The 21,496-nt window shown below is 33.6% G+C and carries 8 protein-coding genes, 2 tRNA genes, 3 rRNA genes and 1 pseudogene; 11 read left to right on the top strand and 3 right to left on the bottom strand.

The window, feature by feature from the left end; genetic code table 11:
* Positions 1 to 1,890 precede the first annotated feature (1,890 nt).
* From CGEO_RS07265 to CGEO_RS07225, 9 genes and pseudogenes are all read left to right on the top strand, one after another.
* Positions 1,891 to 3,406 (top strand): 16S ribosomal RNA (locus CGEO_RS07265).
* A 228-nt stretch (positions 3,407 to 3,634) separates the two neighbouring features.
* Positions 3,635 to 3,711 (top strand) — tRNA-Ile (locus tag CGEO_RS07260).
* A gap of 402 nt (positions 3,712 to 4,113) precedes the next feature.
* A tRNA-Ala gene (locus tag CGEO_RS07255) sits at positions 4,114 to 4,189 on the top strand.
* A gap of 648 nt (positions 4,190 to 4,837) precedes the next feature.
* Positions 4,838 to 7,749 (top strand): 23S ribosomal RNA (locus tag CGEO_RS07250).
* Between the two features lie 271 nt (positions 7,750 to 8,020).
* A 5S ribosomal RNA gene (gene rrf, locus CGEO_RS07245) occupies positions 8,021 to 8,139 on the top strand.
* The 16S, 23S and 5S rRNA genes sit together here with 2 tRNA genes alongside, the layout of an rRNA operon.
* A 2,530-nt stretch (positions 8,140 to 10,669) precedes the next feature.
* Positions 10,670 to 11,101 carry a ComEA family DNA-binding protein gene (locus CGEO_RS10360; protein ID WP_075495470.1) on the top strand — a complete coding sequence of 144 codons (432 nt, stop codon included), beginning with the start codon at positions 10,670 to 10,672 and terminating at the stop codon, positions 11,099 to 11,101.
* A 1,558-nt stretch (positions 11,102 to 12,659) separates the two neighbouring features.
* Positions 12,660 to 13,865: an NAD(P)/FAD-dependent oxidoreductase gene (locus tag CGEO_RS07235; RefSeq protein ID WP_082259009.1), complete on the top strand. Its 1,206-nt coding sequence runs from the start codon at positions 12,660 to 12,662 to the stop codon at positions 13,863 to 13,865.
* Positions 13,866 to 14,725: 860 nt separating this feature from the next.
* On the top strand, positions 14,726 to 15,439 hold the full coding sequence (locus CGEO_RS07230) for a DUF4253 domain-containing protein (RefSeq protein WP_075540622.1): 714 nt from the start codon (positions 14,726 to 14,728) through the stop codon (positions 15,437 to 15,439).
* A gap of 219 nt (positions 15,440 to 15,658) precedes the next feature.
* Positions 15,659 to 16,377: pseudogene (locus CGEO_RS07225) on the top strand (IS1595 family transposase).
* 187 nt (positions 16,378 to 16,564) lie between these two features.
* On the opposite strand, the gene alr reads toward CGEO_RS07225, so the two are convergent.
* From alr to CGEO_RS07210, 3 genes are read right to left on the bottom strand one after another with little or no spacing between them, the layout of a single operon-like run.
* Positions 16,565 to 17,704 (bottom strand): alanine racemase, encoded by a 1,140-nt coding sequence (gene alr, locus CGEO_RS07220; protein ID WP_075540569.1) that lies wholly within the window; start codon positions 17,702 to 17,704, stop codon positions 16,565 to 16,567.
* Positions 17,705 to 17,708: 4 nt separating this feature from the next.
* Complete coding sequence (locus tag CGEO_RS07215; protein ID WP_075494975.1) at positions 17,709 to 18,215, bottom strand: HugZ family pyridoxamine 5'-phosphate oxidase; 507 nt, start codon at positions 18,213 to 18,215, stop codon at positions 17,709 to 17,711.
* 9 nt (positions 18,216 to 18,224) lie between these two features.
* Complete coding sequence (locus tag CGEO_RS07210; protein WP_075494973.1) at positions 18,225 to 19,331, bottom strand: FtsW/RodA/SpoVE family cell cycle protein; 1,107 nt, start codon at positions 19,329 to 19,331, stop codon at positions 18,225 to 18,227.
* A 50-nt stretch (positions 19,332 to 19,381) separates the two neighbouring features.
* Here CGEO_RS07210 and CGEO_RS07205 point away from each other — a divergent pair, with 50 nt between their 5' ends.
* Together CGEO_RS07205 and CGEO_RS07200 are read left to right on the top strand one after the other, a co-directional pair.
* Complete coding sequence (locus CGEO_RS07205) at positions 19,382 to 20,362, top strand: RluA family pseudouridine synthase (RefSeq protein ID WP_075540570.1); 981 nt, start codon at positions 19,382 to 19,384, stop codon at positions 20,360 to 20,362.
* Complete coding sequence (locus CGEO_RS07200) at positions 20,286 to 21,494, top strand: fibronectin type III domain-containing protein (protein ID WP_075494969.1); 1,209 nt, start codon at positions 20,286 to 20,288, stop codon at positions 21,492 to 21,494. The genes CGEO_RS07205 and CGEO_RS07200 overlap by 77 nt, the downstream gene beginning before the upstream one ends.
* The last annotated feature ends 2 nt before the right edge of the window (positions 21,495 to 21,496 follow it).

Below are 21,496 nucleotides of genomic sequence, written 5' to 3'. Positions count from 1 at the left end.
GACTATCATCATTCTAAAGCCATTTTCTACTCAAACCCATTCTTTCTCTATCTTTTTGTTTTTGCTGTTTGCCTTAACATTTTTATTTTCTTAACTCTAAATTCTATACTCACTTTAATCTTGCACAACCCACATCGTTATATTTACTCATACTACTATGGCGATTAAACATCTTCTATTTTCCTACCACTAACTCTAAATTCAATATTTGCTTCGCTTTCCTCACTCTTGCTCTGTATGTACTTACACAGCTTTTATGCCATAATTTTGCTGGTAGGCTTTCACCGCTCACTCCACCTCTGTATTTTACTTACACAACTATGGCAATTAAACATCTTCTATTTTCTTCTATTTTCCCACCTCTAACTCTAAATTTTCTCTTATCCTATCCTATTTCTTGCATATATTTTTTACTATTTTTTTAATCAAACATCTTTCTATCTTCTTTATATTTCAACCTATAGCTAAATTTAAATACAATATTTACTTTACTTCATACACTCTTATCCTACATCTTTTCACCACTTAACCTTAAAAAAAACTCTAAATCCAAATTTTTTTATTTCTAATACTCTTTGTTATAAATTCTATATTTATTTCCACCTCTCTAACCCATAAACTCATACTTTATCTAACTCTTATCTTTATTATGCAATGACTATAAATTCCCAACCTATAACTCTAAATACAATATTTACTTTACTTCCTACACTCTTACCCTACATCTTTTACCTTCCCTCAAAAAAAACTCTAAATCCAAATTCTTTTATTTACTATACTCTTTATTATAAATTTGATATTTATTTCGACATTTCTAGCTCACAAACCCATACTTTACTCCTTAACCATAAATCCCAAATTCTTCTATTTTCTTCACCCCTTAACCCCAATTCCACCTCTTTATCTTTTTTACAATAGTTTTAAACTTTAACCATAAACCCAACTTCTTATCTTTCTACATAATAACCCTAACTCTTTATCTTATTCACTCTCAACTTAAACTCTCTATCTTTTCCATTTTGCTTCCATCTCTACATCATACATCAGCTTTTTTACCTTCTTTTACTTTTTCCACTTAATATCCTCTAAATCTTTCTGCACTCTTTCCTACCCCTTAATATTCATTTCCACCTTACTAGCCACAACCCCATACTTCACTTCTAACCCCATACTCCACCTCTTTATCTTTTTACAATAACCACAAACTTTAACTCTAACTCTAACTCTAACTCTAACTCCTTATCTTTTTTGTTCCTAACTCTAACTCCAAACCTTAACCCTAATCCTACCTCTTTATCTTTTTACGCAATAACTTCAACCCCTAACCCTAACTTTCCTTACATTACTATTGCTTTTATCATCTCATCATATATTTTTACCATATTTTATTTTTTTTCACTTTTTCACTATTTTTTTATTGTAATTAAGCTAGTTTTAAGTGTTGCTTTTATATACTTTCATTTCCGCTTCAAAGAAAGCCAAGATTTTAAAACTCTTAACTTTCTTATCTCATCTATGTAGATGAAGCTTTTTACATTAAATCTAATAAGATTAATGTTACTAAGATTATAAAGATAAAGAAGCATGTTTTTTAAATTATAATTGTTAAACTATAAATTTTAAAGTCAATCTTTGAAATCTAAACAAGTGATCGATTGAGCCACTTTTTAATTTTATTAAAAAGAAAAACAATTAAAACTAATAAAGTTTTTATGATTAAAAACTTCATAATTAAATCCAAATTTAGGTTATAGCAGTATATGCTTTTTAAGTAAAATACTCAATAACTTTAATTTGGTCATTTGCTAAATTTACACCAACACTTTGTGTTGGTGTGCTTTAGTATTTGTTACTTTAGCACAGACTTTGTTTGTGCGCTAAAAGTAAATTAATATGGAGAGTTTGATCCTGGCTCAGAGTGAACGCTGGCGGCGTGCCTAATACATGCAAGTCGAACGGAGAATTAAGAGAGCTTGCTCTTTTAATTCTTAGTGGCGCACGGGTGAGTAATATATAGCTAACCTGCCCCTTAGAAGAGAACAACAGTTAGAAATGACTGCTAATACTCTATACTCCAACTAAACATATGTTTGGTTGGGAAAGTCTTTTCGCTAAGGGATGGGGCTATATTGTATCAGTTTGTTGGTGAGGTAATGGCTCACCAAGACTATGACGCATAACTGGTCTGAGAGGATGATCAGTCACACTGGAACTGAGACACGGTCCAGACTCCTACGGGAGGCAGCAGTAAGGAATATTGCGCAATGGGCGAAAGCCTGACGCAGCAACGCCGCGTGGAGGATGACACTTTTCGGAGCGTAAACTCCTTTTGTTGGGGAAGAATAATGACGGTACCCAACGAATAAGCACCGGCTAACTCCGTGCCAGCAGCCGCGGTAATACGGGGGGTGCAAGCGTTACTCGGAATCACTGGGCGTAAAGGGCGCGTAGGCGGATGAATAAGTCTTTTGTGAAATCTAACAGCTTAACTGTTAAACTGCTTAGGAAACTATTTATCTAGAGTAAGGGAGAGGCAGATGGAACTGGTGGTGTAGGGGTAAAATCCGTAGAGATCACCAAGAATACCTATTGCGAAAGCGATCTGCTAGAACTTAACTGACGCTGAGGCGCGAAAGCGTGGGGAGCAAACAGGATTAGATACCCTGGTAGTCCACGCCCTAAACGATGTATACTAGTTGTTGCTTTGCTAGTCAAGGCAGTAATGCACCTAACGGATTAAGTATACCGCCTGGGGAGTACGGTCGCAAGATTAAAACTCAAAGGAATAGACGGGGACCCGCACAAGCGGTGGAGCATGTGGTTTAATTCGAAGATACGCGAAGAACCTTACCCGGACTTGATATCCAACAAATTCTTTAGAGATAGAGAAGTGCTAGCTTGCTAGAATGTTGAGACAGGTGCTGCACGGCTGTCGTCAGCTCGTGTCGTGAGATGTTGGGTTAAGTCCCGCAACGAGCGCAACCCACGTGTTTAGTTGCTAACAGTTCGGCTGAGCACTCTAAACAGACTGCCTACGCAAGTAGGAGGAAGGTGTGGACGACGTCAAGTCATCATGGCCCTTATGTCCGGGGCGACACACGTGCTACAATGGCATATACAATGAGAAGCAATATCGCGAGATGGAGCAAATCTATAAAATATGTCTCAGTTCGGATTGGAGTCTGCAACTCGACTCCATGAAGCCGGAATCGCTAGTAATCGTAGATCAGCCATGCTACGGTGAATACGTTCCCGGGTCTTGTACTCACCGCCCGTCACACCATGGGAGTTGATTTCACTCGAAGTCGGAATGCTAAACTAGCTACCGCCCACAGTGGAATCAGCGACTGGGGTGAAGTCGTAACAAGGTAACCGTAGGAGAACCTGCGGTTGGATCACCTCCTTTCTAGAGTACATATGTATATTTCTCACAAGATATACATTAAGAAAGAACGACACTACTAAATCAAATAGTAAAAACAAAGATAGCGATTATTTATCTTTGAAAACTATTTGTGGTAAGAACTAGTTAGATAGTTATTGTACTAACTAGTTCTTAAGAGCTTAACACTCTTAGTAGTTTCTCTCAATCGCACTTGTTTAGTTTTGAAAGATTGACGCCCAGATATGTTAAGGGCCTATAGCTCAGCTGGTTAGAGTGCACCCCTGATAAGGGTGAGGTCATAAGTTCAAGTCTTATTAGGCCCACCACAAACCAAAGATTTTATAATCTATGTTGAGTAGTAGATAAAAAGAAATTAATAATAGAATAGAAGTTTATTTAAGTCTTTTAAATTTAATTGATTAAGTCTAAGAATTTGGAAGAATTTTATAAATATTTTTGCAAACTATTTTTTCGCTAAACAAGGAACACGAGCAAAAACAAATGAGCAAACTTATGTTTGTGACTGCAGTTTGAAGCAAAGTGTAACAAAGTTTAGTAGAAAAAAGAGAAAGCAAAAATGGGGAATTAGCTCAGCTGGGAGAGCGCCTGCTTTGCACAAGAAAAAGCAAACTTCTTTGCTTTTTAGGATTTGTCGTTGTGAGTGTAACGAACCGACAAAGACACTGCGTGTATAAAGGATAAGTCTTAGCATAGGTAAAGATAGAATTGGGGAATTAGCTCAGCTGGGAGAGCGCCTGCTTTGCACGCAGGAGGTCAGCGGTTCGATCCCGCTATTCTCCACCACCACGTATTATAGAAGTATTAAGTATATAGTTTAACATAATCTAAAAGATTAAAAATCTAATTAGAGAGTTTATCTAAATTTAAAGCTAACTTTAAATTTATTAAGATACAATTCGAACTTTCTAATTAGACTTTTAAGTCTAATGTTATTTAACTTATCATTGTTAATAGTCACAAACAAGTTTTAATAAAATAAAACAATTTTACAGGATCTTGTTAAAGGTTGTAATAATATAACTTTGTAAATTTTATCTCAAACAAATCTGTTATCCCAATAACTACTAAGAGATAAAAGAAGTTTAACCATCACAAAAGATTTAGTCTTAAACTTACTAAATGCTTTGGTTAATGCTTTCCGTCTTGGGTTATAGATTATAACTATATTAAATTACATCAAGTAATTTATCTTTAACAAGGAAGTGATGCAAATTAGAATATGAAACATATTTAAAAATAAATTATTACTCTGCAAATTTACTATCTTCTAAATCTATATTTAAAAGATAGCTTGTGGTTAGACTATACATTAGTTTATCATTTATGAAAAAACTTTAGTTTTAAATAAATGTTTATACTTTAGGTAGGTCAAGGGAGTGTTTACACTCCTTGCCGCAAGGACTAGCTTTGCTAGTCTGTGGAGTAAAGAAAAGGTAAGCTACTAAGAGCGAATGGTGGATGCCTTGGTTGGTAGAGGCGATGAAGGACGTACTAGACTGCGATAAGCTACGGGGAGCCGTCAAGAGGCTTTGATCCGTAGATTTCCGAATGGGGCAACCCAATTAACAGCAATGTTAATTACCTATATGGAGCGAACGTGGGGAATTGAAACATCTTAGTACCCACAGGAAGAGAAATCAATTGAGATTACGCAAGTAGCGGCGAGCGAACGCGTAAAAGGGCAAACCACTAGTTTACTAGTGGGGTTGTAGGACTGCAATATGTATAAAAACATGATAGTAGAATAATCTGGAAAGATTAAGGATACAGGGTGATACTCCCGTATACGAAATCATCTTTTTAACTAGCAGTATCCTGAGTAGGGCGAGACACGTGAAATCTTGTCTGAAGCTGGGTCGACCACGATCCAACCCTAAATACTACTACCAAACCGATAGTGCACAAGTACCGTGAGGGAAAGGTGAAAAGAACTGAGGTGATCAGAGTGAAATAGAACCTGAAACCATTTGCTTACAATCATTCAGAGCACGATTCTTTATGACGTGTGATGGACTGCCTTTTGCATAATGAGCCTGCGAGTTGTGGTGTCTGGCAAGGTTAAGGAAACCCGGAGCCGTAGCGAAAGCGAGTCTTAATAGGGCGACAAGTCAGATGCTGCAGACCCGAAACGAAGTGATCTATCCATGAGCAGGTTGAAACCGGTGTAAGAGCCGGCGGAGGACCGAACCCGCTGACGTTGAAAAGTCTTGGGATGACTTGTGGATAGGGGTGAAAGGCCAATCAAACTTCGTGATAGCTGGTTCTCTCCGAAATATATTGAGGTATAGCGTTATGTAGTAACTATGGGGGTAGAGCACTGAATGGGCTAGGGCATATACCAATGTACCAAACCCTATCAAACTCCGAATACCCATAGCGTAATCATAGCAGTCAGGCGGCGAGTGATAAAATCCGTCGTCGAGAGGGGAACAACCCAGACTACCGACTAAGGTCCCTAAATCTTATTTAAGTGGAAAACGATGTGAAGTTACTGAAACAACCAGGAGGTTGGCTTAGAAGCAGCCATCCTTTAAAGATAGCGTAATAGCTCACTGGTCTAGTGATTTTGCGCGGAAAATATAACGGGGCTAAAATAAGTACCGAAGTCGTAGACTTGACACATTAGTGTCAAGTGGTAGGAGAGCGTTCTATTCAGCATTGAAGGTGTACCGGTAAGGAGCGCTGGAGCGGATAGAAGTGAGCATGCAGGCATGAGTAGCGATAATTGGGGTGAGAATCCCCAACGCCGAAAACCCAAGGTTTCCTACGCGATGCTCGTCATCGTAGGGTTAGTCGGGTCCTAAGCAAAGTCCGAAAGGGGTATGCGATGGAAAATTGGTTAATATTCCAATACCAATTATTATGTGCGATGGAAGGACGCTTAAAGTTAATGGAGCTAACTGATGGAATAGTTAGTCGAAGGAAGTAGATTGAGTTGTAGGCAAATCCGTAACTCTTTATTCGAGATCTGACAGGCAAACAACGCTCTTCGGAGCTGCGTTTGAATCCATGATACTATCGAGCCAAGAAAAGTTTCTAAGTTTAGTAATAATTGCCCGTACCGTAAACCGACACAGGTGGGTGGGATGAGTATTCTAAGGCGCGTGGAAGAACCCTCTTTAAGGAACTCTGCAAAATAACACCGTATCTTCGGTATAAGGTGTGCCTCTTTTGGTGAAATCCCTGCGGATCTAGCTAGAAAGGTTACAACAAAGAGTCCCTCCCGACTGTTTACCAAAAACACAGCACTCTGCTAACTCGTAAGAGGATGTATAGGGTGTGACGCCTGCCCGGTGCTCGAAGGTTAATTGATGGGGTCAGCAGCAATGCGAAGCTCTTGATCGAAGCCCGAGTAAACGGCGGCCGTAACTATAACGGTCCTAAGGTAGCGAAATTCCTTGTCGATTAAATATCGACCTGCATGAATGGCGTAACGAGATGGGAGCTGTCTCAAAGAGGGATCCAGTGAAATTGTAGTGGAGGTGAAAATTCCTCCTACCCGCGGCAAGACGGAAAGACCCCGTGGACCTTTACTATAGCTTGACACTGCTACTTGGATAAAGATGTGCAGGATAGGTGGGAGGCTTTGATTATATGACGCCAGTTATATATGAGCCATTGTTGAGATACCACTCTTCTTTATTCGGGTAGCTAACTAGCCTAAGTATATCCTTAGGTAGGACAATGTCTGGTGGGTAGTTTGACTGGGGCGGTCGCCTCCCAAAATGTAACGGAGGCTTACAAAGGTTGGCTCAAAACGGTTGGAAATCGTTTGCAGAGTATAAAGGTATAAGCCAGCTTAACTGCAAGACATACAAGTCGAGCAGAGACGAAAGTCGGTCTTAGTGATCCGGTGGTTCTGTGTGGAAGGGCCATCGCTCAAAGGATAAAAGGTACCCCGGGGATAACAGGCTGATCTTCCCCAAGAGCTCACATCGACGGGAAGGTTTGGCACCTCGATGTCGGCTCATCGCATCCTGGGGCTGGAGCAGGTCCCAAGGGTATGGCTGTTCGCCATTTAAAGCGGTACGCGAGCTGGGTTCAGAACGTCGTGAGACAGTTCGGTCCCTATCTGCCGTGGGCGTAAGAAGATTGAGGAGAGTTGACCCTAGTACGAGAGGACCGGGTCGAACCAACCACTGGTGTACCAGTTGTCCTGCCAAGGGCACCGCTGGGTAGCTAAGTTGGGATGTGATAAGAGCTGAAAGCATCTAAGCTCGAAGCCAACTCCAAGATGAATCTTCTTTTAAGTTCTCTAGTAGACTACTAGTTTGATAGGCTGGGTGTGTAATGGATGAGAGTCCTTTAGCTGACCAGTACTAATAGAACGTTTGCTTATCTTTTTTAAGCATCACTTCCTTGTTAAGGATAAAACTTGCTTTGTCTTTTTTCTACTATGCGGCGTTAGATTACGCTTCACACTTCGGTTACGAACTTTAAGTTCGCTCCCTTGTGTTTGCTTATCTGCCTTGCCTAGCGAAAAAATACTTCGCAATTTATTAATAAAAACAAGAGATAAAATTGTTTTTATTAAAACTTAGACTATTAACTAAGATAGAACACATTACAGTGTTTAATAAGAGAATTGAGAGAAAAGTTCTTTTATTTAACACTGTCCGTGACTATACAGATGAGGAAACGCCTTGTACCATCTCGAACCAAGAAGCTAAGCTCATCGTGGCTGATGATACTCTCTCTTACTGGGATGTTGGGAAAGTAGGTCGTTGCGGACTTTGTTAATCTTTTTATACAAATAATTAAATCAAAAAAGTAAAATATGACAATGTTAATAATAAAAATATTAGTAAATCTACTATTTTTATAATACAATACTAAGCTTCTTTACTAGTCTATGCTTGTAATATCTTTAAAATTCTCTACTTTATTTATTGTGATAGTTTGGTTATAACTGTAAATCTAAAATATCTTTACAATTCTCTTTCCTTGCTGTTTATTTGGTATATTAAAAGTGATATTAGAGTTTATATATTTGTGTGCTTATAAGATATACTTGCTTTTAACATTAAAATCTTAATTTAGAGCTTGTTTATAAGAAGTTACATCTTGAGGTAAATCTAAAATATCTTTACAATTCTCTTTCCCTGCTGTTTATTTGGTATATTAAAAGTGATATTAGAGTTTATATATTTGTGTGCTTATAAGATATACTTGCTTTTAACATTAAAATCTTAATTTAGAGCTTGTTTATAAGAAGTTACATCTTGAGGTAAATCTAAAATATCTTTACAATTCTCTTTCCCTGCTGTTTATTTGGTATATTAAAAGTGATATTAGAGTTTATATATTTGTGTGCTTATAAGATATACTTGCTTTTAACATTAAAATCTTAATTTAGAGCTTGTTTATAAGAAGTTACATCTTGAGGTAATTTATATATTTTATAATATCTCTATGTTTAAAACAGTTTAATCATATAGTTAATATAAATTTGGTATTTTTTATCAAATTTGACTAAAAATTTGATTGATAGTATTAAGATAAGCTAAAGATTTTTTCTTGTTGATTTAAGTAAAATTTGCTATGGCTTTTTTAAATTATATTCTCTTTATTAGTATACGTTCTTAATTAATACAGATTGTATCTTTATATGGCTTATTTTTATTAATACAGACTGTCTACTTTAATATAGTTTTTTATCGTTGAAGTTTAAATTTGTGCTTTTTTAAGTATAGTAAACAATTGATTAAGTCTAGTTAGAGATTTTATAAGTTCACATTCTAGGATTTTATTTTATAAAGAGTATCTTGCAAATATTTAAAATGCTTGATAATAGTTAAAAAATTATAGTAGAGTGAATAATTATGGTAATTAAAGTAAACACATAAGCACAAGAGAAGGCTAGAGCTAAGCTATGATGGTATAGATGTGGTATTAAAAGTGCAAAAGAGATTAAACTTTTTATGCTAGATTAAAAAAACTGTTTAAGATAAAATATCTAAAAGTGTAAATGTTATAAAGCAGTGGTTTTTGCTAGACTATAGTATGATGTTAAGTTTATATTTGATTGATTAGATTATTAGATTAAAGTCAAGAGCTTATATAACTTTTACTATATCCTTACTGTTTATTTGTATATTAAAAGTGATATTAGAGTTTATATATTTGTGTGCTATGTATCTTAAATAAATTAATCTTAATAAAGCTTTATTATATAAATTATCATTTGAATAGGTATAAACCTAAAAGATGAGTTATTGAGATTTATTGTTGATTAAATTTATAAGATTTCCTACGTTATGCTAGTTTATTGCAAGGTTATTTGGTTTTTAAACTATCAGCTCCTCATCATCAAAAGATATTCGTTATTGTAGTGTTGGTTAGTTTCTAAGTAAAGTCTTTGATTGTAAATTAAAATCTTAAAATTATTGAATTTTTTTAAATAATATAAGTTTTAAAGATTTAAAAGTATGTTAAATTTAGTTAAAGAATGGAGCTTGAAACTATAAAATGAATACAAAATAAAATCATAAGTATTGATATAGTAATAACTACTTACTATCTTTAAATTTGAGCAAAATTAATAGTTTAAATCAACATAAAAAGATTTTTCTTACAGTTATCTTAAGCAAATCAATTTAAGTAAAATTTTATCTATAGTGAAATAACACTAAAATTGTAATTTAGAGCTTGTTTATATAATTTTTGATTTATTTTTGGTATGATAATTTTATAAAGATATTGGATTTATTCTAATCCTTAGAAAACTTAAGCATTCTTTGGTATTAAAATATTTTTAAAATACTTCCTACAAAATCCTAGAGCATAAATTTGTAAAATCTCTACTAGACTTAATTAACTATTTACCGCAAAATACTTTATGATAAAACATATCCAAAACTAGTTTCTAAGTAAAATACATTAAAGCTTTTAGGTTTATACCAAACACAAACTGATAAATTTAATATCATAGAAATTTACTACTATAGTTATAACAAATCACATAGCGTAAAATACTTTATGATAAAACATATCCAAAACTAGTTTCTAAACAAAATATATTAAAGCTTTTAAATTTATACCAAACACAAACTGATAAATTTAATATCATAAAAATTTACTACTATAGCTATAACAAATCACATAGCGTAAAACAAAATAAAACAAACTATTTTTTACATATTAATATACAAATTTATCCAAGTCAAAAGATAAATTCAAACTATTTTTATAATAATGAGATAAATTTATCGGATATTAACCATTAATCTATATAATAAATAATATTTATAAAAAAGGATAATTATGAAATTTATTTTAAAGTTAGCATTAATCTTTGGTGCTTTAACAACATTTGTGTTTGCAGCTGTTAATATAAACACAGCCACAAAAGATGAGCTTATGAGTTTAGAAGGTATAGGAGATATAAAAGCAGAAGCTATTATAAAGCACAGAGAGGCTACCCCTTTTAAATCAATTGAAGATATTAAAAGTGTAAATGGCATAGGAGATAAAACCTTTAATGCTTTAAAATCAGATATAGATATAAAAGGCGAAACTACTGTTAAAGAAAAAGCTAAAAAAAGTATCAAAGAAAAAAGCGATAAGTTGATAAAGTCAGCTGATAAAAAGGTCAAAAAAGCTAAAGAAAAGAGTGAAAAATCAAAAGATAAAGCAATAAATGATAGCAAAGCTAAGATAGATAAAGCAACTAAGCTTGATACAAAAGAGAAGTAGATAAAAATATAAGTCATATATAGGTTGCTTATACTGTAAAATCATATATGGCTTAGCTGCTATATATGAGGTTATTAGCAAACTATATACATAGTTGTATGGTGGGCTAAAAATTTAAATAAATTCTTTAGTTTGTTAAGTTATATGTTAAAGACATTTGCAAATAGTTGAGTTATATCTTAAAAGATAGCTATATAGTTAGATAAAAGATATCTGCATAAGCTCTTTATACTATAATGGTAATAAGTGGTTGTATATCTAGCTGATTAAAAAGGCTTGTTTGATATTTTTGATATTATGCTTAGCTACAAGGGCTAATAAACACCATAAGTTTATAGTAGCAAGTTTAGTCAAAATATATCAAAAGATAGTTGCTGTATAAACTTATATGATAGCCCAAATAAAAATGTTAATGCAATTTACTTTGGCTTACCAAAATTAATAAACAGCTATATGCTTTTATATAATAGTTGTAGTAGTAATGCGCTTATACAGTAGTTTTAATAAATGCAACATATAGTTTCAAAATATCTGGTATAAGCTATGGTAATTAAACAGTAACTAGTTGATTAAGTAAGCCTATTTAAAAATCTTAGATTTTGCAAATTTGCTATCTGGGATTTTATAGAGAGTGTCTTGCAAATAGCTAGCAGCTTGCTATCAGATATTAATCAATACGTTGTGAAGTTAATAAAATATTTTCATGGTGGATAAGTATTTTGTCCTAGTTGATAGCATATCTTGTTTTGCAACGCTAATAAGTGTTTTTAGGTAGCTAAAATAAAAGGCAACCAACATATCTAGCAGGTGTAAAGGTTGTATTAAATTAAATAAATTCATATAATGTTTCAGTTTTTTAGGTAGTTAAATAAATTTGGCTTGTAAAAATAGCTTAGCTTTTTATACTAAAACTTAAATTTAGAAATGATTATAAAAATGTAGAGTTTTATTTATATTAAAATACTGCCTTTAAATTTGTTTGATTTTAAAAGGTGTAGTTTATAGTGGCATATATTTATATAGTTAAGCTAAAGAAATTTATAGATTATAGGTGCTAATTTTATATAAAGCTAAAAAAGTCCGTTCTATCTTAAAATCATTATATAGTTTGATAGCATAAAAAATTCTTTAGTCTAGTGAGGTATTAAATTTACATCTTGCCTGTTTCAGATAAATTATTTAAATAAATTAAGTTTAATAAATTTGATTATAAAATATTTATAAAATTTTAATTTCAAAACGTAAGAGTTTTATTTGAAAGTGAAATTTGATAAATTATTTCGTAGTTTTTGTTTTAAGTTTGAGCCGTGTAGGGTGTGGTAAAAATAAAATTTTGTTATCATAATATTATGCAAAAAATAAAATAGAATAAAAAAGCAAATTTAAAAATCCACCAGTATCATAAAATCAATATATCAACAATAAATTTAACTAAAAACATACAAAGGGTATAGAACATATAAACTTTAATTAAATTTAATATTTTTGTCACCTTTTTAAATTTACTGAAAATTCTATGAAAATATCATACAATATTAGAAAAATTTAAAGGGTGAGTGTGAAAAATATTTTGATTTTAGGTGGCGGTTATGGTGGTCTAAAGTGCGCTACGACTCTACAAAAAAAGCTAGAAAACGAAGATGTTAGCGTCGAACTTATCAGTAAGCACGACTATCACTATCCAACAACGCTTTTGCACAAGATTGCCGTTGGAACGTATAGTGCTAGAAAGGCTAGGATATTTTATCGCCATCTTTTAAAGCGCAAAAATTTCAGTTTTTTTAAAGATACAATAACTAAAATAGATATCAAAAACAGGCAAATTTCTGGCGAGTTGGCCTGTTATAAATACGATTATTTGGTGATTTCGCTCGGATTTGAGCCAAATGATTTTAACTTAAAAGGTGTAAACGAATACGCTTTTAAACTCTCTACGCTTAATGAAGCTTTAAGACTAAGACATCATATCGAAACGAAATTTAAAGATTACAGATATCACATGGATGAAAAAGATCTCGTTTTTGTGGTATGCGGGAGTGGATTTACTGGAGTTGAATTTGCGGCTGAGCTTGCAAATCACGCTAAGAATTTGTGCGAAATGTGTGGGATAGATAAAAAGTTGGTTAAAATTCATTTAATTGGGCGTTCGGAGCATATTTTGCCTATGTTTAGGGCGGATTTAAGTCAAATAGCAAAAGAAAAGCTTGAAAAACTAGGAGTAAATGTCGTTGCTGGAAATGTTATAGAGTGTCAAAAAGATGGCGTTGTGATAGAAAATGCAGATAAATCAACCTATGAAATCAAGGCAAACACCGTGCTTTGGACGGCTGGAGTTAAGGGAAGTTCGGTTATAAAAGACTCAAATTTAGAAACTAGAGCTTCAAGAATCGAAGTAAATGAGTTCTTGCAACTGCCAGGATATGAAGATGTGTTTGTGCTAGGAGACTGCGCGATAGCAAACGATCGCGATATCATACACGCGCCAACAGCACAACTTGCCTCACAGATGGGCGAATACTGTGGTTTAAACCTTATAAAGTTGGTTAATGGCGAGGAGCTTAAAACTAAATTTAAGTTTAAACATCGAGGAACTGTTTGCTCTATCGGTCACACAGATGCCATTGGAATGGCATTTGGCAAGGGAATAACTGGCGAGCCAGCAGCGTTTTTGAAAAATTTTATAGAAAATAAGTGGATTTTTGGCGTGGCTGGGTTTTGGAATGTGCTTAAAAAGGGACAATTTAGGTTTAGAAGCAGTTATTAAATTCATCTTGATTTGCTTTTAAATTTATTTTACAGATTGCTTATAAATTGTTTTAATAGATAAATTATAAAAATATAAAGTTATATAAATTTAAAATGTTATTTTGAATTTATTATAAAGTAATGCGGCGTGGTTTTGTAAAATGCAAAATTTAGCTTTAAATTTAGTTAAATATCGTTATTTTGCTTGTTGTGGCTGGGATGATTTTAAAAGTTTGATAGTAAATTTAGTAAAATAAAAACGGTTTGAAATAAGGCTAAATTTAGCGTTTTGAGATTTTTATTAGTTGTGTAAAATCTTGTTTTTTATGTAATTTATAAATTTAAATTATCTAAAGTGCGTTCTTGGCTTATTGCATTTGATATGATTTTAGAAATTTCATCTGCGTTTGCAAATCTTCAATAATGATGGTTTCTAAGTTCTTCTGGGATTTTTAAATTTATTAGTATTATATAGCAGATAAGTTTTGCTTGTTTGTGTAGGTGATATTAAGATATAAAATATTGCGCAAATTTAATATCTCGCATGTTGTGTTTTTATATGATATTTAGCGTTTTTTTGCTCCGCTTAATGTGGTTAAATTTCGCGCAGTATTAAAGGTTTAACGCGATTTGTGATATCTAAAAATTGTTTAGTAGCCTACATCATATAGCAGTGCTAATCGTAAAAATAAATTTTAGCACTACTTCATTTGTATTATTTGTGAGCGTATTTGCTTTGCGTAATTATCAAAGTCCATTTATTTTTAGCTATTTGGTTTTTAAAATTAGTTAGAAATATTTTAAAAATTTATATTCTGCCTTTCAAAGTCAAATTTAACTATGCTTTTTGCTATAATTTTAAAATAAAAGGAGGCTAAAATGAGTAAGATAACAGATGAGATGATTAAAACTATTGGCTGTGAATGCGAAGTATTTGAAGCTGGACTTGATGATGATATGTTGGTTATGAAGGCGTATTTTAAGGAGTTAGAGCTTGGCAAAAAACGCGGATTTATGCCTGTGATTTTAAGTGTAAGTGACACGCTTTTAGAAGCTTTACAAGATACTTTGTCGCTTGATAGTCCAAAAAGCGTTTTAAGCGCTAAAATGCCAAATGCTAGAGCTGAGTTTACTAGATATTTTAATGAAATTAAAGATAACAAAGAGGTGATTGGCAAATTTAAAAGTAGCGCTGAGAGCCTAAATCAGCCTATTAGTATTTGGAATCACGAAACAAAGCTTACAAAAAAGTTGATTTTAGCTAAAATTCCTGTGAAAAATCCTTGGGAGATTTTTGCTTATTTGCCATTTGGTGGGTGGAACAGTTGCCCAGATGCGCTTACTATGATGGCGGTTGCTAAGCTTTGGTTTGAGAAATATGGTGCAGTGCCATGCGCGATAAGTAGCGATGAGCTTGAGTTTTTTGTCGGCGAAAATCCGCCAAAACTAAGCAAAGATGAGCTTCTTCGCCTAGCTTGCGAGCATCATTTTTTCTGCACAGATCGAGTTGAGCAGTGTAGCGAAGATGGCACGATTGGCTCGCTTGCTAAAGAGTTAGAAGGTTCGACATTTTGGTATTTTTGGTGGGATTAAAATACTAAATTTAGGCATAAAAAAGCATTTTATAAAACAAAATTTATCCATTTATAAATAAAATAATTTAACAAAGCAAATTTTAATTGTCATTTATAAATGGATTTTATGAAGTTATATGCGTTTTGCTTGTTTATATTTTGGGTTTTATGGGTCAAATTTATTTTTAAAAGGCTCAAGACAAATTAAAAACTTTTAAAGGGGTTTTTAACTACTATGCTGTCGATGAAAAACAAATACATATACCGTTCCCGAATTTCTGAAAAGAAATTTTGTGAAATTCTCAAGTATTTTTGCCTTGATTTAGAAGCTGTAAAGATAGCTAAAATTTGTAATACTTCTAGAAATTCTATCAATAAAATTCTAAAAGATATAAGAATTTTAATGGCACAAGAATGCGAGAAAATTTCTAAATTTGATGGCGAGATAGAAATAGATGAAAGCTACTTTTTACTTCGCTTTGCTAGTAACTGTAAATAGAAGGAGCTAAAAGAGTAAGAGGCAAAAGAGGCATAGGTGCAGCTAATAAACAACTAGTATTTGGTATGTTAAAACAAGAATGGTAAGGTCTATACACAAGTAGTTAAAAACTGCAGTGCAAGTGAGCTAGTGTCAATATTAAGAGAGTTTAGTGAGCTAAATGAGAGTATTATTTACTCTGATAGTTGCAGAGCTTATGATGGTTTAGTGGATTATGGAGCAAAAGCTCATTACCGTATAAAACACTGCAAAAATGAATTCGCTAATGGTAAAAATCACATAAATGGTATAGAGAATTTCTGGGGTTATGCAAAGCATAGGTTAAGTAAATTTAAAGGCATAAAAAAGATAATTTTATATTGCACTTAAAAGAGTGTGAATTTAGGTTTAATAACAGAGAAAACTTATATCAAATTTTACTTAAATTGATAAGAGAAAATCCGCTTAACTTGTTTTGAGCCAATTTAAATTTCTATCCTAAATTCTTAACTATACTTTTTTATAAAATTAAAATTATTTATTAAATATTAAAATAATATAAAAATAAATAATTTTAAATGCAAAGCATTATGACAAAATTTTTAAGCTAGTTATCTTGTCGATGTTTGATTAAATTTTTTAATGTATTAGCGCTTTTTATAAATTTTAGACCAAATACTCAACCACTTTTACAACTTTTTCACCTTCTTTATAAACCCTTGCGACTCGCCTAGAAACCGCGCAAACCACCTCATAATCAATGCTTTCCCACCGTTTTGCGACATCTGTTGCGCTTAGTAAACCATCACCAAAAATAACAACTTCATCGCCCATTTTAACATCAAGCTCATTTGGCACTTTTACCATGCATTGATCCATACAAACTCGCCCAACAACATCACACAAAACACCGCTAATCAAGACTTTTGGCTCTTTTTGCGAGCGTAAAAATCCATCGGCGTATCCTATAGAAATAGTCGCGATTTTCTCACTTTGACTCGTGTGGTAAGTGCAACCATAGCTTATAGGCGAGTTTGGCGGTAGGGTTTTGACATTTGCAACTGTGGTTTTAAGGCTCATAACCGTCTTTAAATCAAGATTTAAATTTGGCGCTGGCAAAAAGCCATAAGCGCAAATTCCAGCCCGCACCATATCAAACTCACACTCTTTTTTACCAACCATCGCTATAGAGTTTGATACGTGTTTTGTGTAAATATCTAGTTTATCGGCTACCATTTTGTATCGTTTGAGTTGCAAATTTCTAAACTCATCATCATCGGCTTGTGCAAAATGCGTGAAAAGTCCGACTATTTTTATATTTTTTAAATTTGAGATTTTTTCTATTTCGCTAATGGCTAAATTTGCGCTACTTTCGTCATTTACGACAAATCCTATCCGCGACATTCCAGTGTCTAGTTTGATATGCACCTTGACTTGATTTTCGCCCAAAATCTCGCTTAAATCTTTTGCCATTTCGTAGCTAAAAACAGATAGTTCGATGCCATTTTTAGCCGCTAGTTGGCAGTTTTTAGTATCTGTATAGCCAAGCAAAATTATAGGGAGCTTTATACCATTTTCTCTTAGCTCCAGCCCCTCTTCAAGTCTAGCCACAGCAAGATAATCAGCTCCAATTTTTTCATAAAATCGCGAAATTTCAACGCTTCCATGTCCATAAGCGTTTGCTTTTACTACACCACAATACTTCGTTTTTGGCGATAAAAAGGACTTAAGAAGTAAAAAGTTGTGTTTTAGGTTATCTAAATTTATCTCAGCCCAAGTTACAAATTTTATATCAGAACTTTTCATAAGATTATTTGCCATGTCCTTTTAGTCTTTTATGTGTTGATAACTGCTCTTTAAAATCGATACTAAAAGCCGCTCCAAAGCCTAAAACTAGACTCATTTGAGTTGGGCTAAATTTAAAAATTCTAAAATCACTTAGCTTTGTTAAAAACCCAGCCGAACTTCCAAATTTTACTTCAAAAAGCTCGTAAATTTGCCCACTTCTATCATCATTTTCTTGAAATTTCTCAACTTCAAAGCTGCCATAAAGGCGTTTTCTGCCAAAAACAGTTTTGCTCTTGCTCTCATCTTCGATAAAAAGCAAAGAGGCGATTTTGCTGGTTTGTAAATTTTCAAAGTGCAAAGCAACAGGGCTTATGCAGATATAAAAGTTATACTCATCATCTTTTACAAATGGCGCGTAGCTAGCTAGTGGCTCACCGTTTTGATTTACGCTTGAAATCACAAGCGAACCAAGCGAGTCTATAAGCTCTTTTGCAGCTTCTAGAGTCTCTTTTTCATCTATATTTTTCATCTATTTCCTTTAAAATTTAAATTTAATCAAATTATACTCTTTGTCAAACCTAAATGTTAGCAAATTTTGTAAAATTCCAAAAAAGCACATAAAGGTTATAAAACTACTCCCGCCATAGCTAAAAAATGGCAACGGAACACCTACAACTGGAGCAAAACCGATAGTCATGGAGATATTAACAGAGGCGTAAATAAATATAAGTGAAGCTAGTCCGGTTGTTACAACTCTGGCTAGATAATCGCCTTTTAATTTATAGTTAAGCGTTAGAAGATGTATGATTAAAAGTGCGTAAATTCCCATTAAAAAGAGGTTTCCAACAAAACCAAAGCGTTCGCTGTTATAAGCAAATATAAAATCACTCGTTGAAATCGGTAAAAATTTAAAGTGAGTTTGAGTCGCTTCATCGCGTGGTTTTCCGCTCATGCCGCCATTTCCTATAGCGATGATGGACTGTTTTACGTGGTAGCTTGGCTCTTCTGATATAAAGTCGATTATGCGTTTTTTTTGATAATCATGTAAATTTTCATACAAAACTGGCGACGCAGTTCCTATAAGTATAAAAAGCGTAAGCCAAATCTTTTTATTAACTCCGATTATAAAAAGCACAGCATATCCAGAGAGTAAAAGTATGAGCGCGCTTCCTAAATCTGGCTCTTTTAGTATCAAAACAAAAGGAAGTAGTATATAAAAACTTATCTTTGCAAAATCCTTAACTCCATATCCGTTTTGTGGCGGTGGGGTTTGTTTGATAAGATATCCAAGCATTAGGATAAAGGCTGGTTTCATTATCTCGCTAGGTTGGATTGTGAAATGAACAAATGGAATTTCAAGCCATCTTTGTGCCCCAAGCTTGCTTACTCCAAATAAATCAACGCTGATTAGTAAAAATATATTTATCCAATATATAAATGGTATTAGCCAGTCAATCTTTCGGATAGGAAAAAGAAAAAATACAATAAATACTAAAAATCCTATGCTAAAATAGACATATTGTTTCATCGCTAAAATTTGGTTTGCTTCAGATACTAAAACGTGTGATAATATAATAATAGGAAGCACTAAAAAAGGCTGAATAAAATCAAAATGTGTTAAAATGCGTTTGTCAAAAAGTATCAAAAATTTACCCCAAGTTTTTGAGCGAAATTATAACAGAAAAAGGTATAAATTTGGATGAAATTTATGTAGATGAAATTTTAAGGCTAGATCAAATTCTAAGTAAAAAGCTTAATATTTCAAGAAATCAAGTAGCAAATTTAATAAAAGATGCAAATGTAAAAATAAATGATAAAACTATCTTAAAATCGTCATTTACGCCTAAATTTAATGATAAAATAACTATAAATTTACCTCAAATTTCACCACTTAAACAAACTCAAAAAGTGGATTTTGATGTAGAGATTATATATGAAGATGAGGATATTTTAGTTATAAACAAGCAGTCAAATTTAGTCGTTCATCCAGCTCCAAGCGTTAAAGAAGCGACTTTAGTTGAGTGGTTAAAAGATAAAAACTATATGCTTTCAACTATAAATGGCGAGTTTAGAGCAGGTATCGTTCACCGCCTTGATAAAGGCACAAGTGGCGCTATGGTTGTAGCTAAAAACAACAAAGCTCACGCAGCTTTAAGCAAGCAATTAAGCGATAAAAGCATGGGGAGAATTTATCTAGCGTGTTTAGATCTGCCTTTAAAGCAAAATTTACTTATCGATAAACCCATAGGAAGAAACCCAAATAATAGGCTTAAAAAGGCGGTTATATCGGATGGAAGAGTTGCAAAAAGCGCATTTTTAAATATCTATAGTGATGCTGGGCTAAACTTAGTAGCAGCTAAGCTTTTTACTGGTAGAACTCATCAGATAAGAGTTCATCTTGCAAGTATAAATCGCCATATTTTAGGCGATACTTTATACGGATTTAAGAGCGAAAATGATAAAATTCCACGCGTTATGCTCCACGCTTATTTGCTCTATTTCACGCACCCAACCACGGGCAAGAGAGTTGAATTTGTAGCAAATTTATGGAGTGATTTTTTAAATTTAATAGACAAAGATAAAAATAAGGAGCAAATTTATGAGCAAATTTTACCAGATACTATCAGCGGCGGTTTTAGGGATTGTGATGGCTGGATGTGTCTCAACATCACCTAAGCCATCTTCGATTATTGATGCTTCTTTGCCAGTTGTTAATAGCATTAAAACGATTAGCTCTACGCATTCAATCGGACTTGAATGGCAAAATCCAAATGATATAAATGTAGATGGATACTATATATGGCGAAGCGAGCAAAACCAGCCAGCGCAAGTAGTAGCGCAGATAAAAGATAGATTTTCTACTCACTATGTAGACTTAAAACTTGCGCCTCAAACAGTATATAGATACTATATGCAAACTTATAGCAAAACAGGAGTCTCAAACAAGGGCATAACAGTTAGTGCAACAACTGCAAAAGCTATTGAAACTGTATCGTTTGCAAAGGCTATCTATGGGCTTCCTGAACGAGTTAAGCTTATATGGAGACCGCATGCGGATTTAAGAGTTGGTTCATATATAATAGAGCGTAAAAAAGCCGATAGCTCAAGCTGGAGCCAGATAGCTGAAGTAAAGGGAAGATTAAACGCTGAGTATATCGATAAGGGCGTAAAAAGTGGCGAAAGGTATGATTATAGAATCGCTGTAAAAACACTTGATGGCGAGGTTTCAAAACCGAGTATGACACTATCTGCGCAAACTAAAGAGCTTCCAGATGGAACAACAAATTTAAAAGCCACAATAGACCAGCCTAAAAAGATAGTTTTAACGTGGGATAGCCCAGCAAATGATAGTTTTGATTATTATCAAATTTACATTTCTCGAAGCGAGTATTTGCCATTTGTCCCATTAGCTAAGACACAGAGTAACTCTTATGAGGATTTAATTAACTCAAATGGTGCAAAAAGATACTATAAAGTTACCTTTGTAGACAAAGACGGGCTTGAAAGCAGAGCTCAAGATGTGCCAGTTATGGGTCAGACTTTGCAAGCGCCACCGGCGCCGATTTTAAATGAGCCAATTATCTCTAACAATAGCGTTGTTTTAAACTGGAGCACAGGCGTTCAAACCGGTAAATATAGCGTAAAACGAAGCGGTGGCGGAGGCGAAAAGACAATTAGCGATATAACTCAGACAAGCTATGTTGATAGTGATGTTCAAAAAGGAATGAAGTATTATTACCGAGTTTATAGCGTTGATGGTTATGGCATAAGCTCAAGCGATTCAAACGAAGTTAGTATAGTTTTCTAACC

It is taken from the genome of Campylobacter geochelonis (assembly GCF_013201685.1).
Classification (GTDB): Bacteria; Campylobacterota; Campylobacteria; order Campylobacterales; family Campylobacteraceae; genus Campylobacter_B; species Campylobacter_B geochelonis.
The sequence above is the reverse complement of the archived record's forward strand: the minus strand, read 5'-3'. Positions and strand labels throughout refer to the sequence as shown.

What these genes read in the sequence shown, in the direction of transcription:
- alr (WP_075540569.1), bottom strand. Translation starts at nt 17,704, where the DNA reads ATGAAAAGTTCTGATATAAAATTTGTAACTTGGGCTGAGATAAATTTA.
- CGEO_RS07200 (WP_075494969.1), top strand. Translation starts at nt 20,286, where the DNA reads ATGAGCAAATTTTACCAGATACTATCAGCGGCGGTTTTAGGGATTGTG.
- CGEO_RS07215 (WP_075494975.1), bottom strand. Translation starts at nt 18,215, where the DNA reads ATGAAAAATATAGATGAAAAAGAGACTCTAGAAGCTGCAAAAGAGCTT.
- CGEO_RS07230 (WP_075540622.1), top strand. Translation starts at nt 14,726, where the DNA reads ATGAGTAAGATAACAGATGAGATGATTAAAACTATTGGCTGTGAATGC.
- CGEO_RS10360 (WP_075495470.1), top strand. Translation starts at nt 10,670, where the DNA reads ATGAAATTTATTTTAAAGTTAGCATTAATCTTTGGTGCTTTAACAACA.